The sequence below is a fragment of the Neolewinella litorea genome, assembly GCF_004803465.1.
Lineage (GTDB): Bacteria > Bacteroidota > Bacteroidia > Chitinophagales > Saprospiraceae > Neolewinella > Neolewinella litorea.
The window spans coordinates 14,737-32,674 of sequence record NZ_SRSF01000015.1 but is presented as its reverse complement, the minus strand read 5'-3'; the positions used below and the strand labels follow the sequence as shown (position 1 = coordinate 32,674).

Annotated in this window: 14 protein-coding genes; 5 read left to right on the top strand and 9 right to left on the bottom strand. The window is 59.6% G+C overall.

The window, feature by feature from the left end; all coding sequences use genetic code 11:
- Positions 1–633: 633 nt before the first annotated feature.
- The 3 genes from E4021_RS17380 (at position 634) to E4021_RS17370 (ending at position 5,568) form a co-directional block, all read left to right on the top strand.
- Entirely contained in the window at positions 634–1,536 is a 903-nt protein-coding gene (locus tag E4021_RS17380; RefSeq protein ID WP_136460701.1) for a nucleoside hydrolase, read from the top strand.
- Complete coding sequence (locus E4021_RS17375) at positions 1,533–1,985, top strand: GNAT family N-acetyltransferase (protein ID WP_136460699.1); 453 nt, start codon at positions 1,533–1,535, stop codon at positions 1,983–1,985. The genes E4021_RS17380 and E4021_RS17375 overlap by 4 nt, the downstream gene beginning before the upstream one ends.
- A 109-nt stretch (positions 1,986–2,094) precedes the next feature.
- Positions 2,095–5,568, top strand: coding sequence for a ThuA domain-containing protein (locus E4021_RS17370; RefSeq protein WP_136460697.1), 3,474 nt, complete (start codon positions 2,095–2,097; stop codon positions 5,566–5,568).
- Between the two features lie 6 nt (positions 5,569–5,574).
- Here the strand turns inward: E4021_RS17370 and E4021_RS17365 are convergent, their stop codons facing one another.
- From E4021_RS17365 to E4021_RS18215, 5 genes are all read right to left on the bottom strand, one after another.
- Positions 5,575–6,666, bottom strand: a complete 1,092-nt coding sequence (locus E4021_RS17365) for a tryptophan 2,3-dioxygenase family protein (RefSeq protein ID WP_136460695.1) — start codon at positions 6,664–6,666, stop codon at positions 5,575–5,577.
- Between the two features lie 59 nt (positions 6,667–6,725).
- The gene (locus tag E4021_RS17360; protein WP_136460694.1) at positions 6,726–8,264 is read right to left on the bottom strand and encodes a S10 family peptidase; all 1,539 of its coding nucleotides are present in this window, start codon (positions 8,262–8,264) and stop codon (positions 6,726–6,728) included.
- A 36-nt stretch (positions 8,265–8,300) separates the two neighbouring features.
- On the bottom strand, positions 8,301–9,161 hold the full coding sequence (locus tag E4021_RS17355) for a sugar phosphate isomerase/epimerase family protein (protein WP_136460692.1): 861 nt from the start codon (positions 9,159–9,161) through the stop codon (positions 8,301–8,303).
- 67 nt (positions 9,162–9,228) lie between these two features.
- On the bottom strand, positions 9,229–9,762 hold the full coding sequence (locus E4021_RS17350) for an NADPH-dependent FMN reductase (RefSeq protein ID WP_136460690.1): 534 nt from the start codon (positions 9,760–9,762) through the stop codon (positions 9,229–9,231).
- Positions 9,759–10,016, bottom strand: a complete 258-nt coding sequence (locus E4021_RS18215; protein WP_168797672.1) for a hypothetical protein — start codon at positions 10,014–10,016, stop codon at positions 9,759–9,761. Before E4021_RS18215 ends, E4021_RS17350 begins: the two co-directional genes overlap by 4 nt.
- A 1,760-nt stretch (positions 10,017–11,776) precedes the next feature.
- Here E4021_RS18215 and E4021_RS17345 point away from each other — a divergent pair.
- The gene (locus E4021_RS17345) at positions 11,777–12,775 is read left to right on the top strand and encodes an endonuclease/exonuclease/phosphatase family protein (RefSeq protein ID WP_136460688.1); all 999 of its coding nucleotides are present in this window, start codon (positions 11,777–11,779) and stop codon (positions 12,773–12,775) included.
- A 434-nt stretch (positions 12,776–13,209) separates the two neighbouring features.
- Here E4021_RS17345 and E4021_RS17340 read toward each other — a convergent pair whose 3' ends face one another.
- Both E4021_RS17340 and E4021_RS17335 read right to left on the bottom strand, forming a co-directional pair.
- Positions 13,210–14,190, bottom strand: a complete 981-nt coding sequence (locus E4021_RS17340) for a Gfo/Idh/MocA family protein (RefSeq protein WP_136460703.1) — start codon at positions 14,188–14,190, stop codon at positions 13,210–13,212.
- Between the two features lie 49 nt (positions 14,191–14,239).
- Entirely contained in the window at positions 14,240–14,575 is a 336-nt protein-coding gene (locus E4021_RS17335) for a potassium transporter KefB (RefSeq protein WP_136460686.1), read from the bottom strand.
- Positions 14,576–15,006: 431 nt separating this feature from the next.
- Here E4021_RS17335 and E4021_RS17330 point away from each other — a divergent pair, with 431 nt between their 5' ends.
- A complete protein-coding gene (locus E4021_RS17330) occupies positions 15,007–15,390 on the top strand; it encodes a cupin domain-containing protein (protein ID WP_136460684.1) in 384 nt (127 codons plus the stop codon).
- Between the two features lie 60 nt (positions 15,391–15,450).
- Here the strand turns inward: E4021_RS17330 and E4021_RS17325 are convergent, their stop codons facing one another.
- Together E4021_RS17325 and E4021_RS17320 are read right to left on the bottom strand one after the other, a co-directional pair.
- Positions 15,451–15,957, bottom strand: coding sequence for a universal stress protein (locus tag E4021_RS17325; RefSeq protein ID WP_136460682.1), 507 nt, complete (start codon positions 15,955–15,957; stop codon positions 15,451–15,453).
- 392 nt (positions 15,958–16,349) lie between these two features.
- Positions 16,350–17,714: a DUF1593 domain-containing protein gene (locus tag E4021_RS17320; protein WP_136460681.1), complete on the bottom strand. Its 1,365-nt coding sequence runs from the start codon at positions 17,712–17,714 to the stop codon at positions 16,350–16,352.
- Between the last annotated feature and the right edge of the window lie 224 nt (positions 17,715–17,938).

Below are 17,938 nucleotides of genomic sequence, written 5' to 3'. Positions count from 1 at the left end.
CCTGGAGTCGCTCAGCCCGCTTGCCAACACAGGTTGAGGGCTTTCCAGCCCGAGAATGATCGCGCCTGGAGTCGCTCAGCCCGCTTTCCCACTCGGGTTGAGGACTTTCAAGCCCGATAAAAATCGCGCCTGGAGTCGCGCAGCCCGCTTACCTCCACGGGTTAAACGCTTTCAAGCCCGATAAAAATCGCGCCTGGAGTCGCTCAGCCCGCTTGCCCCCACGGGTTGAGGGCTTTCAAGCCCGATTACAGTCGTGCCTGGAGTCGCTCAGCCCGCTTGCCAACACAGGTTGAGGGCTTTCCAGCCCGAGAATGATCGCGCCTGGAGTCGCTCAGCCCGCTTTCCCACTCGGGTTGAGGACTTTCAAGCCCGATAAAAATCGCGCCTGGAGTCGCGCAGCCCGCTTACCTCCACGGGTTAAACGCTTTCAAGCCCGATAAAAATCGCGCCTGGAGTCGCTCAGCCCGCTTGCCCCCACGGGTTGAGGGCTTTCAAGCCCGATTACAGTCGCGCCCAGAGTCGCTCAGCCCGCTTACCTCCACGGGTTGAGGGCTTTCAAGCTTGATAAAAATCGCGCCTGGAGTCGCTAAACCCCACCCCAATTGTGATCGCCGCGCTCCATATCTTCACAGTATGCGTTACCTGCCCCTCCTACTACTCCTGGCGACATCTTGCCGCAGCCCGGTGCTTGCCCAACCCACCGAAAAAGTGCGGCTGATTCTCGACTCGGATACCGCCAACGAGATCGACGACCTCTACGCCATCGCCTACCTGTTCGCGGAGGAAAGCATCGACTGGGTAGGACTAAACTCCGCCCAGTGGTTCCACCATATGTCGGGCGACAGTACCGTGTACCAGAGCCAACGCCTCAATGAGGAATTGCTTACGCTGGCGGGCCGACTCGATCTGCCCCACCCGCTCGGAGCCGATACCATTATGGGACAACCGTGGGGCGGCTACGATCCTCGCGACAGTCCCGCCGCACGTCTCATCATTCAGGAGGCGCGGCGCGCAGGTGCCGGAAAACTGGTCGTGATGTGCATCGGTGCCAGTACCAACCTCGCCTCCGCCATTGCCCTGGCCCCGGACATCAAAGACAAGATAACCGCCTACGTCCTGGGTTTCCAGTACGATACCACCGGCAGATATTGGAACAAAGACGAGTTCAATATCCGCCGCGACCTCAACGCCGCCAACTACCTGCTCAACGCCGAAGGCCTCGAACTCCACGTCATGCCCACCTCCACCGCCCGGCAGTACGAGTGGCGGCGCGAGCCCACCTTTGAAAGGCTCGACCGCAGCGGACCCATCGGGGCCTACCTCAAGGCACGCTGGCAAAACTTCGCCCCCGGAGCGGAATCGTGGATCATGTGGGACGTGGCCCTGCTGCAGGCTTTTCTCCACCCCAAACAGGCTACCCAAATTCAGGTGACCACGCCCCCCGAAAATACCCGGCGCCAGGTATGGATCTATACCGACATCGACGAGGAAGCCATGGCCCGCGATTATTGGCAGCGACTCCTGACCTACGAATGAAAATCCTCCGCACCACCCCCGCGCACCCGGAATACCGGCGCCTCATCAAGTCACTCGACCGCGATCTGGCCGTCACCGACGGCGAAGACCACGCGTTCTACGACCAGTTCAATAAATCGGACGCCATTCGCCACGTAGTGCTGCTCCTCGAAGACGATAAGGCCCTCGCCTGCGGGGCCCTCAAGCATTACCGAAAGACCACCGCGGAGGTAAAACGGATGTACACCACCGACGAGGCGCGGGGCCGCGGACTGGCGGGCCGGATCCTGCACGAACTGGAAGCCTGGGCCGCCGAACTGGGTTTCAGGCGTCTGATCCTTGAGACCGGCATCCGGCAAACCCCGGCAATCCGGCTGTACACCAAACACGGCTACCAACGCATGGCGGAAAATTACGGCCCGTACGCCGGCGTCACCGGCAGCGTGTGTATGGAGAAAACGGTGGGCTGAACCGGATTTCTCGACTTACGCTGGTTATCCACGGGCTATTGTCATAGAGTTCAGACAATAGCCCTGAACTGCACTATCTTTGGACACTCATTCTCGATCGATCATTGCCATGCCACACCGCCTTGCCCCTTTGTTCCTGCTACTCACCCTCGCGCTGACTTGCCTGATATCCTCCTGTACCGATCAGCCCGATCAGCCCGACCCGGCCGTGCTCGTCTTCAGCAAGACGGAAGGCTTCCGCCACGAATCGATCGGGGCCGGCCAGGAAGCCCTGCGCCAACTGGCGAAGGAGAAGAATTTCCGCGCCGACTTTACCGAAGACGCCGGGGCGTTCACGGAAGCCAATCTCAGCGGCTACCAAGCGGTCGTCTTCCTGAACACGACGGGTGACGTCCTGGACCCCAAACAGCAGGAAACCTTCGAACGCTATATCCAGGCGGGCGGCGGCTACGTAGGTGTCCATTCGGCGACCGATACCGAATACGAGTGGCCCTGGTACGGACAACTGGCCGGGGCCTACTTCCTCGACCACCCCAGTGATCCCAGCAACGTGCAGACCGGCCGCTTCACCGTTTTGGACACGGACAGCTGGGCCACCGCCGGCATGCCAGAGGAATTTGAGTGGACCGACGAGTTCTACAGCTTCCGCAACCTGTCCGATCACGTACACCCCGTACTGGCCATCGACGAAACCAGCTACGTCGGCGGCAAGAACCCTGATTTCCACCCCATGAGCTGGTACCACGAATTTGACGGGGGCCGCGCCTTCTATACCGCTCTAGGACATACCCCTGAAGCCTATACCGAGCCCCTCTTTCTGAATCACCTCGCCGCCGGACTGCACTACGCCATGGGTGGGGACAATCCCAAACCCCTCGATTTCGCCCAATCGCGGCCGGAAGAGAACCGCTTCACGAAGGTCGTCCTGGCCGAAGGGCTCGACGAACCCATGGAACTCACTCTTCTGGACGAAGACCGTATCCTCTTCATCGAGCGCAAGGGGGCCGTCAAGCTCTACCACAACAGCACCGGCACCCTGGAGACCATCGCCACCCTTCGGGTGAGCACGGTGTACACCAACACAAAGGGCGAAACCTCAGTCGCGGAAGACGGCCTGCTGGGCTTGAACAAGGATCCCGACTTCGCCAGCAACCAGCACATCTATCTTTTCTACTCAGATCCCGACACCTCGGCCAACGTGCTGGCCCGCTTTACCATGGAAGGCGACGAACTGCTGCTGGACTCCAAAAAGGTGATGCTGACCGTACCCGTACAACGCGAGGAATGCTGCCACACGGCCGGGTCCATTGCCTTCGACGCCGAGGGCAACCTCTACCTCTCAACGGGCGACAACACCAACCCCCACGCTTCCAACGGCTACAGTCCCAGCGACGAACGACCCGGCCGCTCCCCCTGGGACGCTCAGAAGTCCTCCGCCAACACCAATGACCTGCGCGGCAAGGTCCTCCGCATTACGCCCCAGCCCGACGGAAGCTACACCATCCCCGCCGGCAACCTCTTCCCCGAAGGCACCGAAAAGACCCGCCCGGAAATCTACACCATGGGCCACCGCAACCCCTTCCGGATCTCGGTCGACCCCCACACCGGATACCTGTACTGGGGCGACGTGGGCCCCGACGCCTCCGACCCCGACTCCACCCGCGGCCCGGCCGGTCACGACGAGGTAGGCCAGGCCCGGCAGGCCGGCAACTACGGCTGGCCACACTTCGTGGGCGACAACAAGGCCTACCACCGCTACGACTTCGCCACCGGCACCTCGGATGAAAAATGGGACCCCGCCGCCCCCGTCAACGCCTCCCCCAACAATACGGGACTGGAACAGCTCCCGCCCGCCCAAGAGGCCTTCATCTGGTACCCCTACGGCGCTTCTCAGGAGTTTCCGCTGGTGGGCAACGGCGGCCGGAATGCCATGGCCGGGCCGGTGTATTACCACGACGACTTCGTCGGTGCCGAACGCGCCTTCCCCCCCTACTACGACGGCAAGCTACTGGCTTACGAATGGATGCGGGGCTGGATCATGGCGGTGACCATGGACGAATCCGGCGACCTGGTCTCCATGGAACGCTTCATGCCTAATACCACCTTCAACAACCCCATGGACATGGCCTTCGCCGACAACGGCGACCTCTACATGCTGGAATACGGCTCGGGCTGGTTCTCCCAGAACAAGGATGCGCGCCTCATCCGCATCGAATACAACGCGGGCAACCGCCTACCCCAGGCCATCGCTACCGCCGATAAGGCCGGCGGAACGCTGCCCCTCTCGGTGACCCTCTCCGCCGAAGAAGTAAAGGACGCCGACGATGATCCGCTCAGCTTCCGCTGGACGGTCACCAGCGAAAACGGGTACTCCCAAACCTTCGAAGGCCAGGAAGTCGACCTTACCCTCGATGAGTCCGGTCTGTACCAGGCTACCCTCACCGTCGACGACGGACAGGGGGGTACCACCACTTCCAGCGTCGATATCTCCGCCGGGAACGCCGTACCGAAAGTTCAGCTCGTGCTCTCCGGCGCTAGCCGCAGCTTCTACACCCCCGGCACGCCCATCGACTACGCGGTGGAGGTTAGCGACGCCGAAGACGGTAAGCTGGGTCAGGGCATCGATCCCGGATCGGTCGTACTCACCATGGACTATCTCCCCGAAGGATACGATCAGGTAGCCATCGCCCGCGGCCATCGGGGCGCGGACGCGGGTGCCATGGCCAGTCAGGGCGAAAGCCTCATCGGAGAGAACGACTGCATCAGCTGCCACGCCCTCGAGAAAGAATCGATCGGCCCCACCTGGCGCGCCGTAGCAGCCCGTTACCAGGACGACCCCGAGGCCAAGGAGTACCTGACCGGCAAAATCATTGCCGGGGGCAGCGGCGTCTGGGGCGAAAACGCCATGGCCGCCCACCCCGACCTGCCGGAATCCGACGCTGCCCGGATGGTCGACTACATCATGAGCCTGAACACTACCGCCTCCAACGACCGCCGCCCCCTGCAGGGAAGCTACACCCCGGAATTGCCGGAAGGTGACGCCGGCCAGGGCGTACTGCTGCTTCGCGCCGCCTACCGCGACCGCGGGGCCCGCGGCCTCCCCCCCGTACAGGCGGAAGACGTACTTGTATTGCGCAATGCCAACGTGGGCGTGCACGATTACGACGCCACTGAAAAGATGCGTCCGCTGACCACGAACGGGATGAAGATCAACCTGGTCGACGGCTCCGGAGCCTACCTTATGCTCCGCGCAGTCCACCTGGCAGGCCTGCAGGCGCTTACCGTAGCCGCCGTGGCCCCCAAGCCCCGGGTCAACTGCGTCGGCGGCAAGGTGGAATTGCGCATCGACAGCCCCACCGGCCCGCTGCTCGGCACTTCCAGTTTCCTGGAACCATCGGAAGAAATGTCCTTCGAGCCCAGTTTCCTTACCGTAGCCATCCAGTCGCCCAGCGGTATTACCGACGGGCCGCACGACCTGTACCTGGTTTTCGTCAACGAGGATGAACCGGAGGGCACCCCCATGGTCGTCGTCGGCACGGAGTTCAAGATGGCCTCCGGCGGCGCCGGACAGCCGAGTAGGTAGACGGGCTTACTTTCCCCGAAAGTGGAATCCCAGTCCGCGCGCCAGCTCTTCCGGCAGGTCGGGTAGGGCCGACCGCGGAATGAGCAGGGAAGAGATGTTGTGCAGGTCGCGGAAGATCTTGTGCTGCTCGGCGGTGCGGGCCAGGTAGTCGTGTCCGGAAGAACCCCCGGTGCCGATCTTGTTGCCGATCATCCGCATGACCATCTGCGCGTGGCGGTAGCGCCAGGTGGTGAGGCCTTCATCAATGACCATCAGTTCAGTGAGCAACTGGAAGGGAATGTTGAGGATCGGCTGGTCGCGGTAGAGGTTGATCAGCAGGGCGGCGATGGTAGCGTCGTAGCTCAGACGCGCCTCACCGGCGGCCACCATGCGCTCGTGCTCCTCCCGGTCGAGGACGTGGCGGAAGTAGGTCGTCGTATCCCCCAAAACGCGCAGCCGCATCTCCTTCATTTTGGGGCTCAGTTCGCTGTCGCGGATGTGTTGCTGGTCGCGGGCGATCATGCGCTCCACCGCCTCCTTGTAGGCGCTCAGGAAATCAAATCCCCGGAAGCGCAGGAAGGGGGTACGCTCCAGCCACCGCGCCACGAGGTCGAAGAGGCTGCCGCTCCGCTCGATGTCCGTTAGGTGGGCCTTCTGCTCCTCGGTGAAGACGATTTTGTACGACTTCCCGTGGTAAGTAAGCCGGTCCTCCTCCCGTAATCCGAGCGTAGTCTCGATCATGCGGAACTGCCAGCTTTGGAAGCCCGAGGCGGGGAAGAGGTAGTCGCGGAAGTCCAGAAAGTCGAGCGGCGTCATTGTCTCCATCACCTTAACCTGCTCGATCAGCAGGTCGATGATGGAATTAATGCGCCGCAGCCGCAGCAGTACGGTGTGCATATTGTCTTCCCTCACCCTTTCCTCCCGGAACAGAAGAATGACGGAGTCGAGCTCGGTCAGGATCTGCTTGAACCACAGTTCGCACACCTGGTGCATGATGATGAAGAGCGTCTCGTCGTGGGCCGCCTCCCCGAGGGCCTTGCTGCGCTCCTTCTGCAGGGAGAGCAGCGCGTCCAGCTCCAGGTAGTTGTGGTAGTGAATGGTGGTGTACTTCTCGGACATGGTGACTTACGTTTCAATGTCCAATGTACCGTATACAACTTGGGTGATGCCCGTTTGCGTCAGCGCCGGGCGGTTTCTCCGGAATGCTCCTGGATGAAGGCGTCCACAAACTGCTTCCACTTGCGGCGCGAATCCTCCTTCACGTACATCATGTGGCCGGCTTCAAAGTATTCGATACGGATGTTGTCGCGGATACTGGGATCGAGACCGAGGTGATGCACCGTATGCTCGATGCCGTAGAAGGGGGTGGCCGCGTCGTAGTATCCCTGCAGGATCAGTACATCGAGATTGGGGTTGGCCGACATGGCCGCCGCCAGATCCGCCGCCGTACTCACGGCCGCCTGGGTGCCCCAGCCCATATTCCCTTCGTGCGACCAGTCCCACTTGAAGCCCTCCCGGCCGCCGCTGGAACTGGTATAGGTCATGCGGCGGTCAGCGCCCAGCTCCCGGTAGAGGTAGTCGCGGAAGGCGGTGATGTAGGCCCCCTGGATGGCTTCCGAGAAGGGGTCATCGCGTTCGGGGCGCTGGGTCATCGGGTCCTGGTTGATGGCGGTGAACCGCGCGTCAAGTCGGCCCGTAGTGGCGCGGGTCTCGCGGTTGAGTTCCTGGAAGAACTCGCCGTCGTTGAGGCGAAGGTTGGCCCGCAGCCACACGTCGCTACCAATTCCGGTATAGCGTTCGAGCTGGCCGGCGATGCGTTGCCGTTCGGCGTCGGTGAGGCGGTCGCCCCGAAGTAAGGCGGGCGCGTATTCCTCCTCGGTGAAGGTGCGCACCTCGTCCAAGAAGGCTTCCAGGTCGTCCGGCCGGTTCGGTACCAACTCGTGGAACCAGCCCGCCGCGGCGTAGGTAGGCAGGAAGACCAGGTAGCTCTGGTCGTGGCCGGCCCCGAAGAAGAGGTCGTGCACGTCGAGGGTAGCCGAGACCATGATGACGCCGTTCATCATCAGCCCCTTCTCCTGCATATGGCGTACCAGTCCGGCGTTGCGGAAGGTGCCGTAGCTTTCGCCAAGCAGGAACTTGGCGGCGTTCATGCGGTCGTGCTGGATCAGGAATTGCTCGATGAAGAGTCCGATGCTGCGGATGTCCTGGTCGGTACCCCAGAAGTCGGCCCACTTCGCCTCGCCGACCGGCTTGCTGAAGCCCACGCCTACCGGGTCGATCATCACCAGGTCGGCTACCTCCAGCAGGGAGTAATCGTTATTCACGAGCTCGTAGGGGGGCACCGTATTGAAGACCAGGTCTTCGGTGGCGATCCGCTTCGGACCGAGAATGCCGACGTGCAGCCAGAAGGAGGCCGACAGCGGACCGCCATTGTAGGCAAAAACGACCGGGCGGGGGTTTGCCGGATCGGCGTTGCGGGCCAGGTAGCTGGTGTAGCCGAAGTGGGCGATGGGCTTATCGTTTTCGTCGCGCAGCAGGAGGGTACCGGTGGTGGCGTCGAGGTCGACGGCCTTGCCGCCGAAGGTTACTCGCTGTTGGGAGGTGAAGGTCTTGGCGGGGGGCACCGCGGTCGAGTCGGCGGTCGACTGGCCCGACAGCCCGACCGGAGCGAAGATCAGCAGGAGCAGGCAGGGAAGCAACGGAAGGAGGCGTATCATGGAAGTAAAAATAAGTACACGAAGAAAAGGCGGGATCTATTGGTACACGGCGTCGATCTGGTCGCGCAGGGTGCGGTAGGCCGCCGGTCCCTGGGTAGCCAGGTCGTCCCAGCGTGCTTCGATCATGATCTTTCCGGTATAGCCCTCGGCCTTCATCGCGGCCAGGTAAGGGGTGAAGTCGGTCCCCTGCACGCCGGGGGGCGTACGTCCGTCGCGCTCGGCGATCTCGCAGTAGGCGGCGTAGGGCCCCGTACCGACAATGTCGGAGGCGGGCTGCCCGTCCTTCAACATGTGGTAGATGTCGACACAGAGCCGGAAATTGGGGTGGTCCACCGCCCGCACCACGGCGAGGGCTTCGGGGATGGAGGTGATGAAATTGCACTCGGAAGAGTTCAGGTTCTCGAGCACCAGCAGCATATCGTAGCGGGCCGCCACTTCGGCCACCCGTTTGGCCATGTAGATGAATTGGGCCGTAGCGGTAACCCGGTCGAAGCCCTCCGGCACCCGGCGTGAGCCACCACTACCCCAGGTGATCAGGGTGAGGCCGGCAACCTGCGCGCGCCGCAAAACGACTTCTACGTACTCAAGCACGGCCTCCTCGTCGACGTTCGGGCCCACGACTTTCAGGTCGGAAGGGATGAAGATGTTGCAGCCGTACAGGGGCACCTCCAGCTCCCGGATCTGCTGCAGCCGCTCCTGGAATTCAGCGTCGGAAACCTCCCGTGGCGACAGCACCTTCGCGGTGGTCTCCAGCATGTACTTGAACTGTAGGGCCTTTACCAGACTGTCGCGCTCCATATCCACCACCACTCCGATCTCCGGGGCGGGCAGCGACGACTGGGCACGTACGGACAGCCCGAGCAGACAGGCGGCCAATAAAGAATATAGCTTGATCATCCGATCAAAGTAGCTAGAAAATCGGTATGTGCAAAATCGATTGCAGGTCCGAAGAGCCCCGGCCCCGTCATGCCTGGTGTACCGCCGCGAGCAGGGTGTCCAGTCGCGACTGTAGTTCCGCCAGCGGCTCGCCGGAGAGCTGGCCGTCCACCATGGTGTGGTTGAAGGAGGGCAGGCTGTAAGTGGCTACCACATTAGCGCCGAGCCGGGGCAGGGCTCCCTCCAGGTAAGGCAGGTGTTTGGCCGCACCGCCCCGACCGGTAGACGTGGCCATGAGCACCAGGGGCTTTCCGTCCATTACCTTTTGGGAGCGGCGCGTCAGCCAGTCGAAGATGTTCTTCAGGAAAGCCGAGGGCCCGCCGTTGTGCTCGGGTGAGGCGAGAATGAACCCGTCGTACTGATCCAGCTGCCCGATCAGGAAGGTGATACGCCCCGGGGTCTGGTCGGGGTCCATATCGATGGAGTACACGGGAATGTCCCAGCTGCGCAGGTCCAGTACGGTCACCTCGGCATCTTCGATCAGGGAGGCCGCGAAAGTGACCAGTTGGTGGTTGATCGACCGGGAGTGGTTGCTGCCGGCCAGGGCCAGGATGCGTTTCATCGGGTGGTGATTGGGTGGGAATAGGGCAGGTAGTTCTTCCACCGCCGGGGGGCGTAATGAACCCGGGTAACCATATTCACGGTTAGGTCAATCGAGTCCGTCACGGCCAATCCGATCATTCCCGCCGTATAGAGTTGGGCGTCGGGCGCGGGTGCCGTAAGGGTACTGCCATCCAGGCGGGTTAGGGGGGCGGGGCTATCCGCGACACCGCAGCTTGCCGGGGTCGTTAACGTGGGAAAAATTATAGGTTCCATTCCAAAAATTCAGTCTGCAGGACCGGAGAGAAGGTAGGTGAATTTGCCGGTTATGGCCGCTCTTGAGCATTCGGAAATACAAAATGTGGCACGTAACGCATTGCAGGTTCACGTTTAAGCCGTCGAAAGCGGACAATCTGCGAAATCCGCGGGCGGAGCGAGCAAAAAAATCTGCGCCCAAATCTGCGCCATGATCCGCGAAATCTGCGGTTAAAAACCCAAGCGCCGAAGGCGCGAAAAAAGCCACCGCAGATTCCGCTGATTGGGGCGCTGATTGAGGCGCAGATTAGTCTTCACTCACTCAATACAAGCAAACGCGAAATTTGCGCCCAAATCCGCGCAAGAATCCGAGCAATCTGCGGTTCAAAAAACCTTCGTCCTTTTGTCTAGCTACAAAAGGACCAAAAAAGCACGCCTGTGATATCGCCTTAATCGGTCGTCGGAACCCAAAAGGGCGGAATGCTGCAAACTCGCTGCCAAATCCATGCTCCGAAATAAGCCAGTCGATAGCCCCTCATTCGTTTGCCAACCCAAATCGCTAGCACGCTCAAACAGTGCAGCCTTCTTTTTCGCCCTTTTGCGCCCCGCCGCCCGGGCGATCTCAAGGGCGGTCCACACCACGTTTCGGTGCCTGCAAATATTCCGTGCTCCGTGGTACACAACGACAGATGGCAATACCTCACGTTCTTACCGCCGAAGGGCGGACAATCTGCGAAATCCGCGGGCGGAGCGAGCGAAAAAATCTGCGCCCAAATCTGCGCCATGATCCGCGAAATCTGCGGTTCACCCCCCCAAGCGCCGAAGGCGCGAAAAAAGCCACCGCAGATTCCGCTGATTGGGGCGCAGAGTAAAGCGCAGATTAGTCTTCACTCACTCAAAACAAGCAAACGCGAAATTTGCGCCAAGATCCGCGCAAGAATCCGAGCAATCTGCGGTTCAAAAAACCTTCGTCCTTTTGTCTAGCTACAAAAGGACCAAAAAAGCACGCCTGTGATATCGCCTTAATCGGTCGTCGGAACCCAAAAGGGCGGAATGCTGCAAACTCGCTGCAAAATCCATTCTCCGAAATAAGCCAGTCGATAGCTCCCCATCCGTTTGCCAAACCTAATCGCTAGCACGCTCAAACAGTGCAGCCTTCTTTTTCGCCCTTTTGCGCCCCGCCGCCCGGGCGATCTCAAGGGCGGTCCACACCATGTTTTGGCGCCTGCAAGTCATTGATGCTCCGTGGTTTACGATGTGAGCTAGTGCACGTCGCGTTTACACCGCCGAAGGCGGACAATCTGCGAAATCCGCGGGCTGAGCGAGCGAGAAAATCTGCGCCCAAATCCGCGCAAGAATCCGCGACATCTGCGGTTAAAAAAACCAAGCGCCATAGGCGCTGAAAATAGTCACCGCAGATTCCGCTGATTGGGGCGCGGATTAATCTTTCAGTAACGTAATCTATACAGGGAGAGCGAGCAAAAAAATCTGCGCCCAAATCCGCGCAAGAATCCGCGACATCTGCGTTTAAAAACCCAAGCGCCGAAGGCGCGAAAAAGGCCACCGCAGATTCCGCTGATTGGGGCGCAGAGTAAGGCGCGGATTATCTCCCCAATACTCAAAGTGCGCAAGCAGAGCGAGCGAAAAAATCGGTGAAACATAATCTGTATAATCCACGGTAAGAAAACCAATACACCCGCAGAAGGGGGGGGGAAACAATGCGCAAACCTCACGGCAAGCGAAAAGCCCAAACATCCCCCACCACCCTCCGTTCCAACACTATGCACACTTTCCGAAAAATCCTTTATTACCTGGTCATTGCGATCGGCACGCTGGTGATACTCGCCAGTATGTTTTCGTTGATTCACGACGTATCCTACTGGTATACCAAGGTGTTGGACTTTCCCCGCACCCAGTACCTGATCGCGGGTATCGTGTGTCTTCTGCTGTTCGTGGGACTTAACAAGCAATGGAAGGCATCCTCTATAGCCTGGACCGCAGGAATGCTGGCCGCCATTGGTATACAATCGTTATTCGTCCTGCCCTATTTAATTGGAGAGGAGAAAGTCCCGCAAGCGCAGGTAGCCTCAGTAAACGAGCAGAATACCGCCGGCATCATGATCGCTAACGTGTTGATCACCAACAAGTCGGCCGGACCCTTCCTGGAGATCGTCAACGACCGCGACCCGGAGATGCTCCTGGTCATGGAGGTAGATCAGTGGTGGATCGACCAGCTCGCGCCCCTCGAAGAAACCTACCCCCACGTGGTCAAGTACCCCACCGACAATGCCTACGGTATGGCCCTCTACTCCCGCCTTCCCCTCGCCGGTACCGAGATCAAGTTCTTCAACCACGACGATGTACCCTCCATTCATACGCGGGTGGACCTGCCCTCCGGTGAATCCTTCATGTTCCACGGTATACACCCCGTGGCCCCCGTCCCCAGCAAGAAGTATCCCGACAACCAGGGCGAAAAAGAGGTAGCATTAGGTAAGGTCGCCGAAATGGTGGCCGAAGAAGCCCTTCCCGCCGTCGTGGCCGGCGATTTCAACGACGTATCGTGGTCCAATACGGCCCGCCTGTTCGAGCAGCAGGGAAACCTCAACAATGTCCGGCTAGGTCGCGGCCTCTATAATTCCTTCGATGCCCATTCCTTCCTGATGCGCTGGCCCCTCGACCACTATTTTGTCACCGCCGACTTCGCCCTCCTAGAACTGGAACGCCTTCCGAAATTTGGCTCGGATCACTTTCCACTTTATGCCAAATTCGTTCTTGAATAGGTGTTTAATTGATTTTTTTAGCTTACTGGCGCATGACGCCGCAATTAAAAACCCTGAAGCGCCAGAGGCGCTAAAAAAACTCACCGCAGATTTCGCTGATTGGGGCGCAGATTCAGGCGCAGATTCAGGCGCAGATTAATATCACCTTACTCAAAACATGTGAGCGAAAAAATCTGCGCCCAAATCCGCGCAAAAATCCGCGATATCTGCGGTTCAACCCCCCAAGCGCCAAAGGCGCGAAAAACTCACCGCAGATTCCGCTGATTGGGGCGCTGATTAAGGCGCTGATTAATCTGTCATCACCCAATGATAAGCGGGAAGGAAAATCTGCGCCCAAATCCGCGCAAGAATCTGTGTAATCCGCGGTTAAATAATCCTAAAGCGCCAAAGGCGCCAAAGAAAACCACATCACGCCCCAGAAAGATAACCCTCCACTACCCCAATATCCGATCCATTACCCAGCTGGTGTGGGCAGCGCTGCGGCCGGTAGAAGGGTGGGTATACCCCTCTTCCAGCAGGTGCTTGCGCATATTATCTACGTGGGGCAGCTGCACGTGCTTCGGGTGACGGATCCAAAGTTCTTTGGGGTCGCCGCCGGTATCCAGTACGACGGGCGCCTCGGCAAAGACCGAAAACCTGATCTTGCCCTCACTACCGTGGATCTCTACCCGGTCTTCGGTACGGCTACAGCCGAAGTTCCAGCTGCCCGCTCCCGTGACGCCATTCTCGTGCATCCAGCAGGCGCAGAAGGCGTCTTTGGCACCGTAGAGGCCCTGCTGGTTCAGACTGATCCCTTGCACCTGCGCGATGTCGCCCAGATAGTGGATGAACAGGTCTAGCCCATGACTAGCCAGATCATCAAAGTATCCCCCGGGCGCGACCGCGGGATCCGTGCGCCAATTGTAATCGCCAGATAGGTCGGTTTCGCTGGCCGGCTTATACAACTGCCAGTTGATGTGACGAACGACCCCGATCCTCCCTTCCCGCAACCAGGTGGCCACCTGAACAAAGCGCGGCAACGAACGCCGGTAATAGGCCACGAATAGCGGCACGCCCCGGGATTCAAAGGCCTCGTGGATGGCCCGGCTTTCCGCGTAACTGGGGGCGAGTGGCTTTTCTACGCAGCACGGTTTGCCCGCCGCGGCTACCCGCAAGGCGTAATGGGCGTGGGTGTCGGGTGGGGTAGCGATGTAGACCGCATCGATGTCCGGATCGTTGATGAGTGCCTCGGCATCGGTGTAGGCCTTCCCGACGCCGTGCCGCCGGGCGTAGTCGCGCAGTTTCCCGGCATCGCGTCGCATGACCGCGCTCAGTTCGAACCCTTTCGTGAGTTGATACGCCGGTCCGCTCTTCACCTCGGTGACGTCACCGCAGCCGATGATGCCCCAGCGGAGGGGGCGGTTCTTGCCTGCCATTTCTGCCATGAGCCGAATATAGCTGGTTTTCACCGGCTGATTTGACGGATTAATCCCACAACGTACCGTCTAATCCGAGCACGATGCCCAACCACAGCCCTACGACAAATACCAGTATACCCAACACTATGGCAAGGACAGCCGGCAGCCTGCTCACGCGCCGCAAATACAGGAGATAATGGAAAGCGGCACCCCCCGCCGCACCGGCCAGGGGGACAATAATCAGCGGCCGGACGCGCCACCACCGGGGCCAGTCGGGATCGGGGTTATCGACCGACAGGACAAAGGAAAGAATGAGCAGCAGACCGATGGCTCCACCGACCAGCGCCGGCCAGAGAAAGGTGCGCAGGTGGGGATGCAAGGGCTGTTTGGAGGAGAGTTGCATGAGGATAACTTGGGTGAAAGAGAGCGTAAGGGGTAAACTTATCAAAGTGCTTTTCAAATCAAAGTTACGCGCTACTTTTTACTTCCGCAGAATGATTTGCACCCCTGCAGGTGCACGCTGCTGCTTGTCGGGTACCCCCGTTCACTGTCTATCGAGGTTTCGATTTGGAGGAGCAAGGTATTCTGACCTATGCATCCTGCAATGAATCATCCTTTTCTATATACCAACAGCCAACCAATCAATTACAGGGTGTGAAAAAAAGTAATTGGTATATAATTTTGTCAAAATCGTTATGCTAACGGCAATTCCCGTATCTTCTTTGGGTTCGATTATTATTCCACAATATGACCCGATAGCTTATTGGCCCCATATAGCGGCGACCTTGATGATTGAATATATTTTTTAATCTTATAGTAATAAATTCGATCATTATGAAAATCGCCATAAACGATATTGACCTGAAAATGCAGATACCCGGAGCGGTAGTACGCCAGCAGGAGAATTTTGGGGACGCTTCCGGTCTGGGAAAGATCAGCGGGGAATACTTCGTCCTTGCCGCCGGAGTGGATACCGCCCCCCTGTTCGTGGGTCTGAAAGGAAACATGTGCCACTGCCCGCACTGGGGTTACCTCGTGAGTGGGAAGGTGACCGCCACCGACGCGAACGGTAAGGAGGAGACGGTAGACGCCCAGGAACTCTTCTACTGGCCCCCCGGGCATAACGTGAAGGTGAACGAGGATGCGGAGATCGTCATGTTCAGCCCCCAGCACGAGCACAGCGAAGTGATCAGCCACATGATCAAGATGACTTCTTAAAACGGAAGTCTTTATTGCCGCCTTGCCGTAAGCAAGGATGGACGGTCATCTGATGCCTGGCTATTCCGTATCCATGCAAGAAAGGGCGGAAAGGCCCTCCAGATGGTGGGCGGTGGTTTCCATGGCCGCGTCCGCGAATTTTTCCGGAATGAGGACGATGGGGCAACCCCCTTCCCGGGAAATCGCTTTGGCGATTCCGCCGAACATATCCTTGTGGCCGCCGGATCCGGTGCCTATGCCTCCCATGACGATGAGCGCCACGTTGCTGTCGTGGCTCAGCCATTGGATGTATACCGGCGGGATACCCTCCGCTACAACTACCTCGACGCTCGTACTGGCGGGATCGGTGCCCACGTGCCGTTTGGTGAATGCCTTCAGTTCCTTGCACAGTAACCTCCGGTCTTCGGCCAGTTCTTCCTGCGTTTCCCGGCGGTTACTGGTGATGAGGGAGTTGAAAACGTAGACGGCCGTCACCTTCATGCCAGTGACGTCGGCCAGCTTGACCGCGAAGCGCAGGGCACTGGCGGCGGCGGCTGAAAAATCTATGGGGACGACGATCCTGTTCATGACGCGGTGGGTTGGTGTACTCCTAAAATACTCCCTACCAGCCAATTGCGGAATGATGCGGGTCACATGCCTGGCTGATCACCGTCAGTGATGCGCCAGTCCGGCCGGGAGAAACCGAAGCGGAGGGCCTCGGCCGAGGCGATGAAAAAATTGATGGGGACAATGATCCTGGGCATGGCCGTCGCTTTGGTTGCTCCCAAAGTTCCGTGCCGCTCGGGGTGGCGACAGTGATCTATGTCAGTCCGGAGAATGATTCGATGCGCAAGTTGAGAAGCAGCGCGTCGAGCCACTACCGTGTCAACTCCGAACCACCTGTCAATACATCGGGTGTGGATGCCCTTCACCCAGGCTTTCACTCCGCGAGTGAAAGCACCGGGCAGCACCTACTTTAGTCATTGTCCCCGGCGTGTAGATGACGACACGGCCTCGACCTCCACCACCAGCCGTCGGTAAGCGATCAGGTTGGGCGAACCGCCGTCGCGCACTTCCAGGATCAGGTGGATAGTGGTTCCGGCGGCGTCATCAGGAATGAGCAGTTCCGCGGCGGGGGTGTCCGCGTTCCGGAGGGTCAACTCACCGGCGTAGGTGGTGGGCTCCCCGTAGACGGACCAGCGGTAGGACAGCGCGTCACCGTCCGGATCGGTGGAGCCCAACGCCGAAGGGCGGAGGGTGGTGCCCGGTTTCACCTTGGCATAGAGGACCTGGCGGGTACGGTCTCCATTGAGGACGGCCACGGGGTGGTGGTTAGCCGCGTCGTAATTGGGGGTAATTGACCAGTCCATCCGGGCCGCGAAGTCATTGTCGAAGCCCTCCCGCCAGCGCTTGATGGCATCTCCGCCCTCTTCGGTATTTCCGTACATGTAGTAGGGATCGTAGGCCGGTTCCGCCTGGGGGTCAATCTTGGCTACTTCCGACATACTCCGAATGCCCGCCTGCTTTTCAATGTGGAAGCGGCCGCCCCAGCCGCCCTGCTCGATTTTCTCGGGGTCATTCAATCCATTGGGGTAGACGTGGAGGAAGGCCGGGGAGTCGCCCTCGGTGGCCCACTGCCGGTCGGGGTAGACGGCACCCAGCGGGCCGTGGCTTTGGATGTGCTGGTCCAGGTATTCATCGGAGGGTGCCCAGCCGTAGACCCCGGTGGCGCGGATGTAGAATACCTCCGGGAAACTCTTTGCGATCCAGGCTCCGGCGTCGTCCTGCCCCAAGATGTCAAATAGCCGCAGTTTGCCGAGGAAATGGCGCAGCTCTTCCGGCGACCGGGTTTCGCTCACCTTCCAAATGGCCTGGGCCACGGTGTTCATGCCGCCCCAGCCCATGACCCACAGCGGACGGGGGTCGTCGCGGTCGGCGGCGGCGATAATCAGTTCCGAGCCGGGGCTGTCACGGCCCTCTCCCACGTCGCCCATGCCGTAGCTCGTTTGTCCCATCACGGAGACCGAGCGGAGGTAGTCGGGGGTGGGAAACCCTTCCGCGTGGATGCTCAGGTTGGGATAGGCGGCGGCGTAGGCGTCGATGATGCTTTCCAGCATCGCCGTACTGTGCTGTTCCTGCTTCCAGCAGCCGGTGGCCACGATCAGGCCCTCGAGGTCGAATTCGTTGGCGGAGACCAGCTGTCGTACCAGGGATTGTTCGTCGTCGGGGTCCGCGCCGAGGTCGGTGGTATTGATGACCCGGGGCTTCTCGGAGGATACGGCACCCGCGGGCACCGCCCTCAAGGAGAGGGTAGCGGCAGCAAAGAGAAGCAGTAAATATTTCATTCCGCAGGGATTTAGACCAGATTACGACAAAGGTTCCGCCAAGTGAAAGTCGAGCCTAAAGTACGTGACAATGAGATGCGTAACAAGCGGTGGAATCGAGCTGATTGGGGTTACCGATGCCTGTTTTAGTGCGGCGACAGCCCGGGTACATCACGGGAAAATAAATGTGACACCACCAAGAGAACCTGACAAAAAATCCCGTAAATTATAATAGGTTATTGTCA

Coding starts and splice junctions, on each gene's coding strand:
- E4021_RS17380 (WP_136460701.1), top strand. CDS start 634: ATGCGTTACCTGCCCCTCCTACTACTCCTGGCGACATCTTGCCGCAGC.
- E4021_RS17375 (WP_136460699.1), top strand. CDS start 1,533: ATGAAAATCCTCCGCACCACCCCCGCGCACCCGGAATACCGGCGCCTC.
- E4021_RS17370 (WP_136460697.1), top strand. CDS start 2,095: ATGCCACACCGCCTTGCCCCTTTGTTCCTGCTACTCACCCTCGCGCTG.
- E4021_RS17365 (WP_136460695.1), bottom strand. CDS start 6,666: ATGTCCGAGAAGTACACCACCATTCACTACCACAACTACCTGGAGCTG.
- E4021_RS17360 (WP_136460694.1), bottom strand. CDS start 8,264: ATGATACGCCTCCTTCCGTTGCTTCCCTGCCTGCTCCTGCTGATCTTC.
- E4021_RS17355 (WP_136460692.1), bottom strand. CDS start 9,161: ATGATCAAGCTATATTCTTTATTGGCCGCCTGTCTGCTCGGGCTGTCC.
- E4021_RS17350 (WP_136460690.1), bottom strand. CDS start 9,762: ATGAAACGCATCCTGGCCCTGGCCGGCAGCAACCACTCCCGGTCGATC.
- E4021_RS18215 (WP_168797672.1), bottom strand. CDS start 10,016: ATGGAACCTATAATTTTTCCCACGTTAACGACCCCGGCAAGCTGCGGT.
- E4021_RS17345 (WP_136460688.1), top strand. CDS start 11,777: ATGCACACTTTCCGAAAAATCCTTTATTACCTGGTCATTGCGATCGGC.
- E4021_RS17340 (WP_136460703.1), bottom strand. CDS start 14,190: ATGGCAGGCAAGAACCGCCCCCTCCGCTGGGGCATCATCGGCTGCGGT.
- E4021_RS17335 (WP_136460686.1), bottom strand. CDS start 14,575: ATGCAACTCTCCTCCAAACAGCCCTTGCATCCCCACCTGCGCACCTTT.
- E4021_RS17330 (WP_136460684.1), top strand. CDS start 15,007: ATGAAAATCGCCATAAACGATATTGACCTGAAAATGCAGATACCCGGA.
- E4021_RS17325 (WP_136460682.1), bottom strand. CDS start 15,957: ATGAACAGGATCGTCGTCCCCATAGATTTTTCAGCCGCCGCCGCCAGT.
- E4021_RS17320 (WP_136460681.1), bottom strand. CDS start 17,714: ATGAAATATTTACTGCTTCTCTTTGCTGCCGCTACCCTCTCCTTGAGG.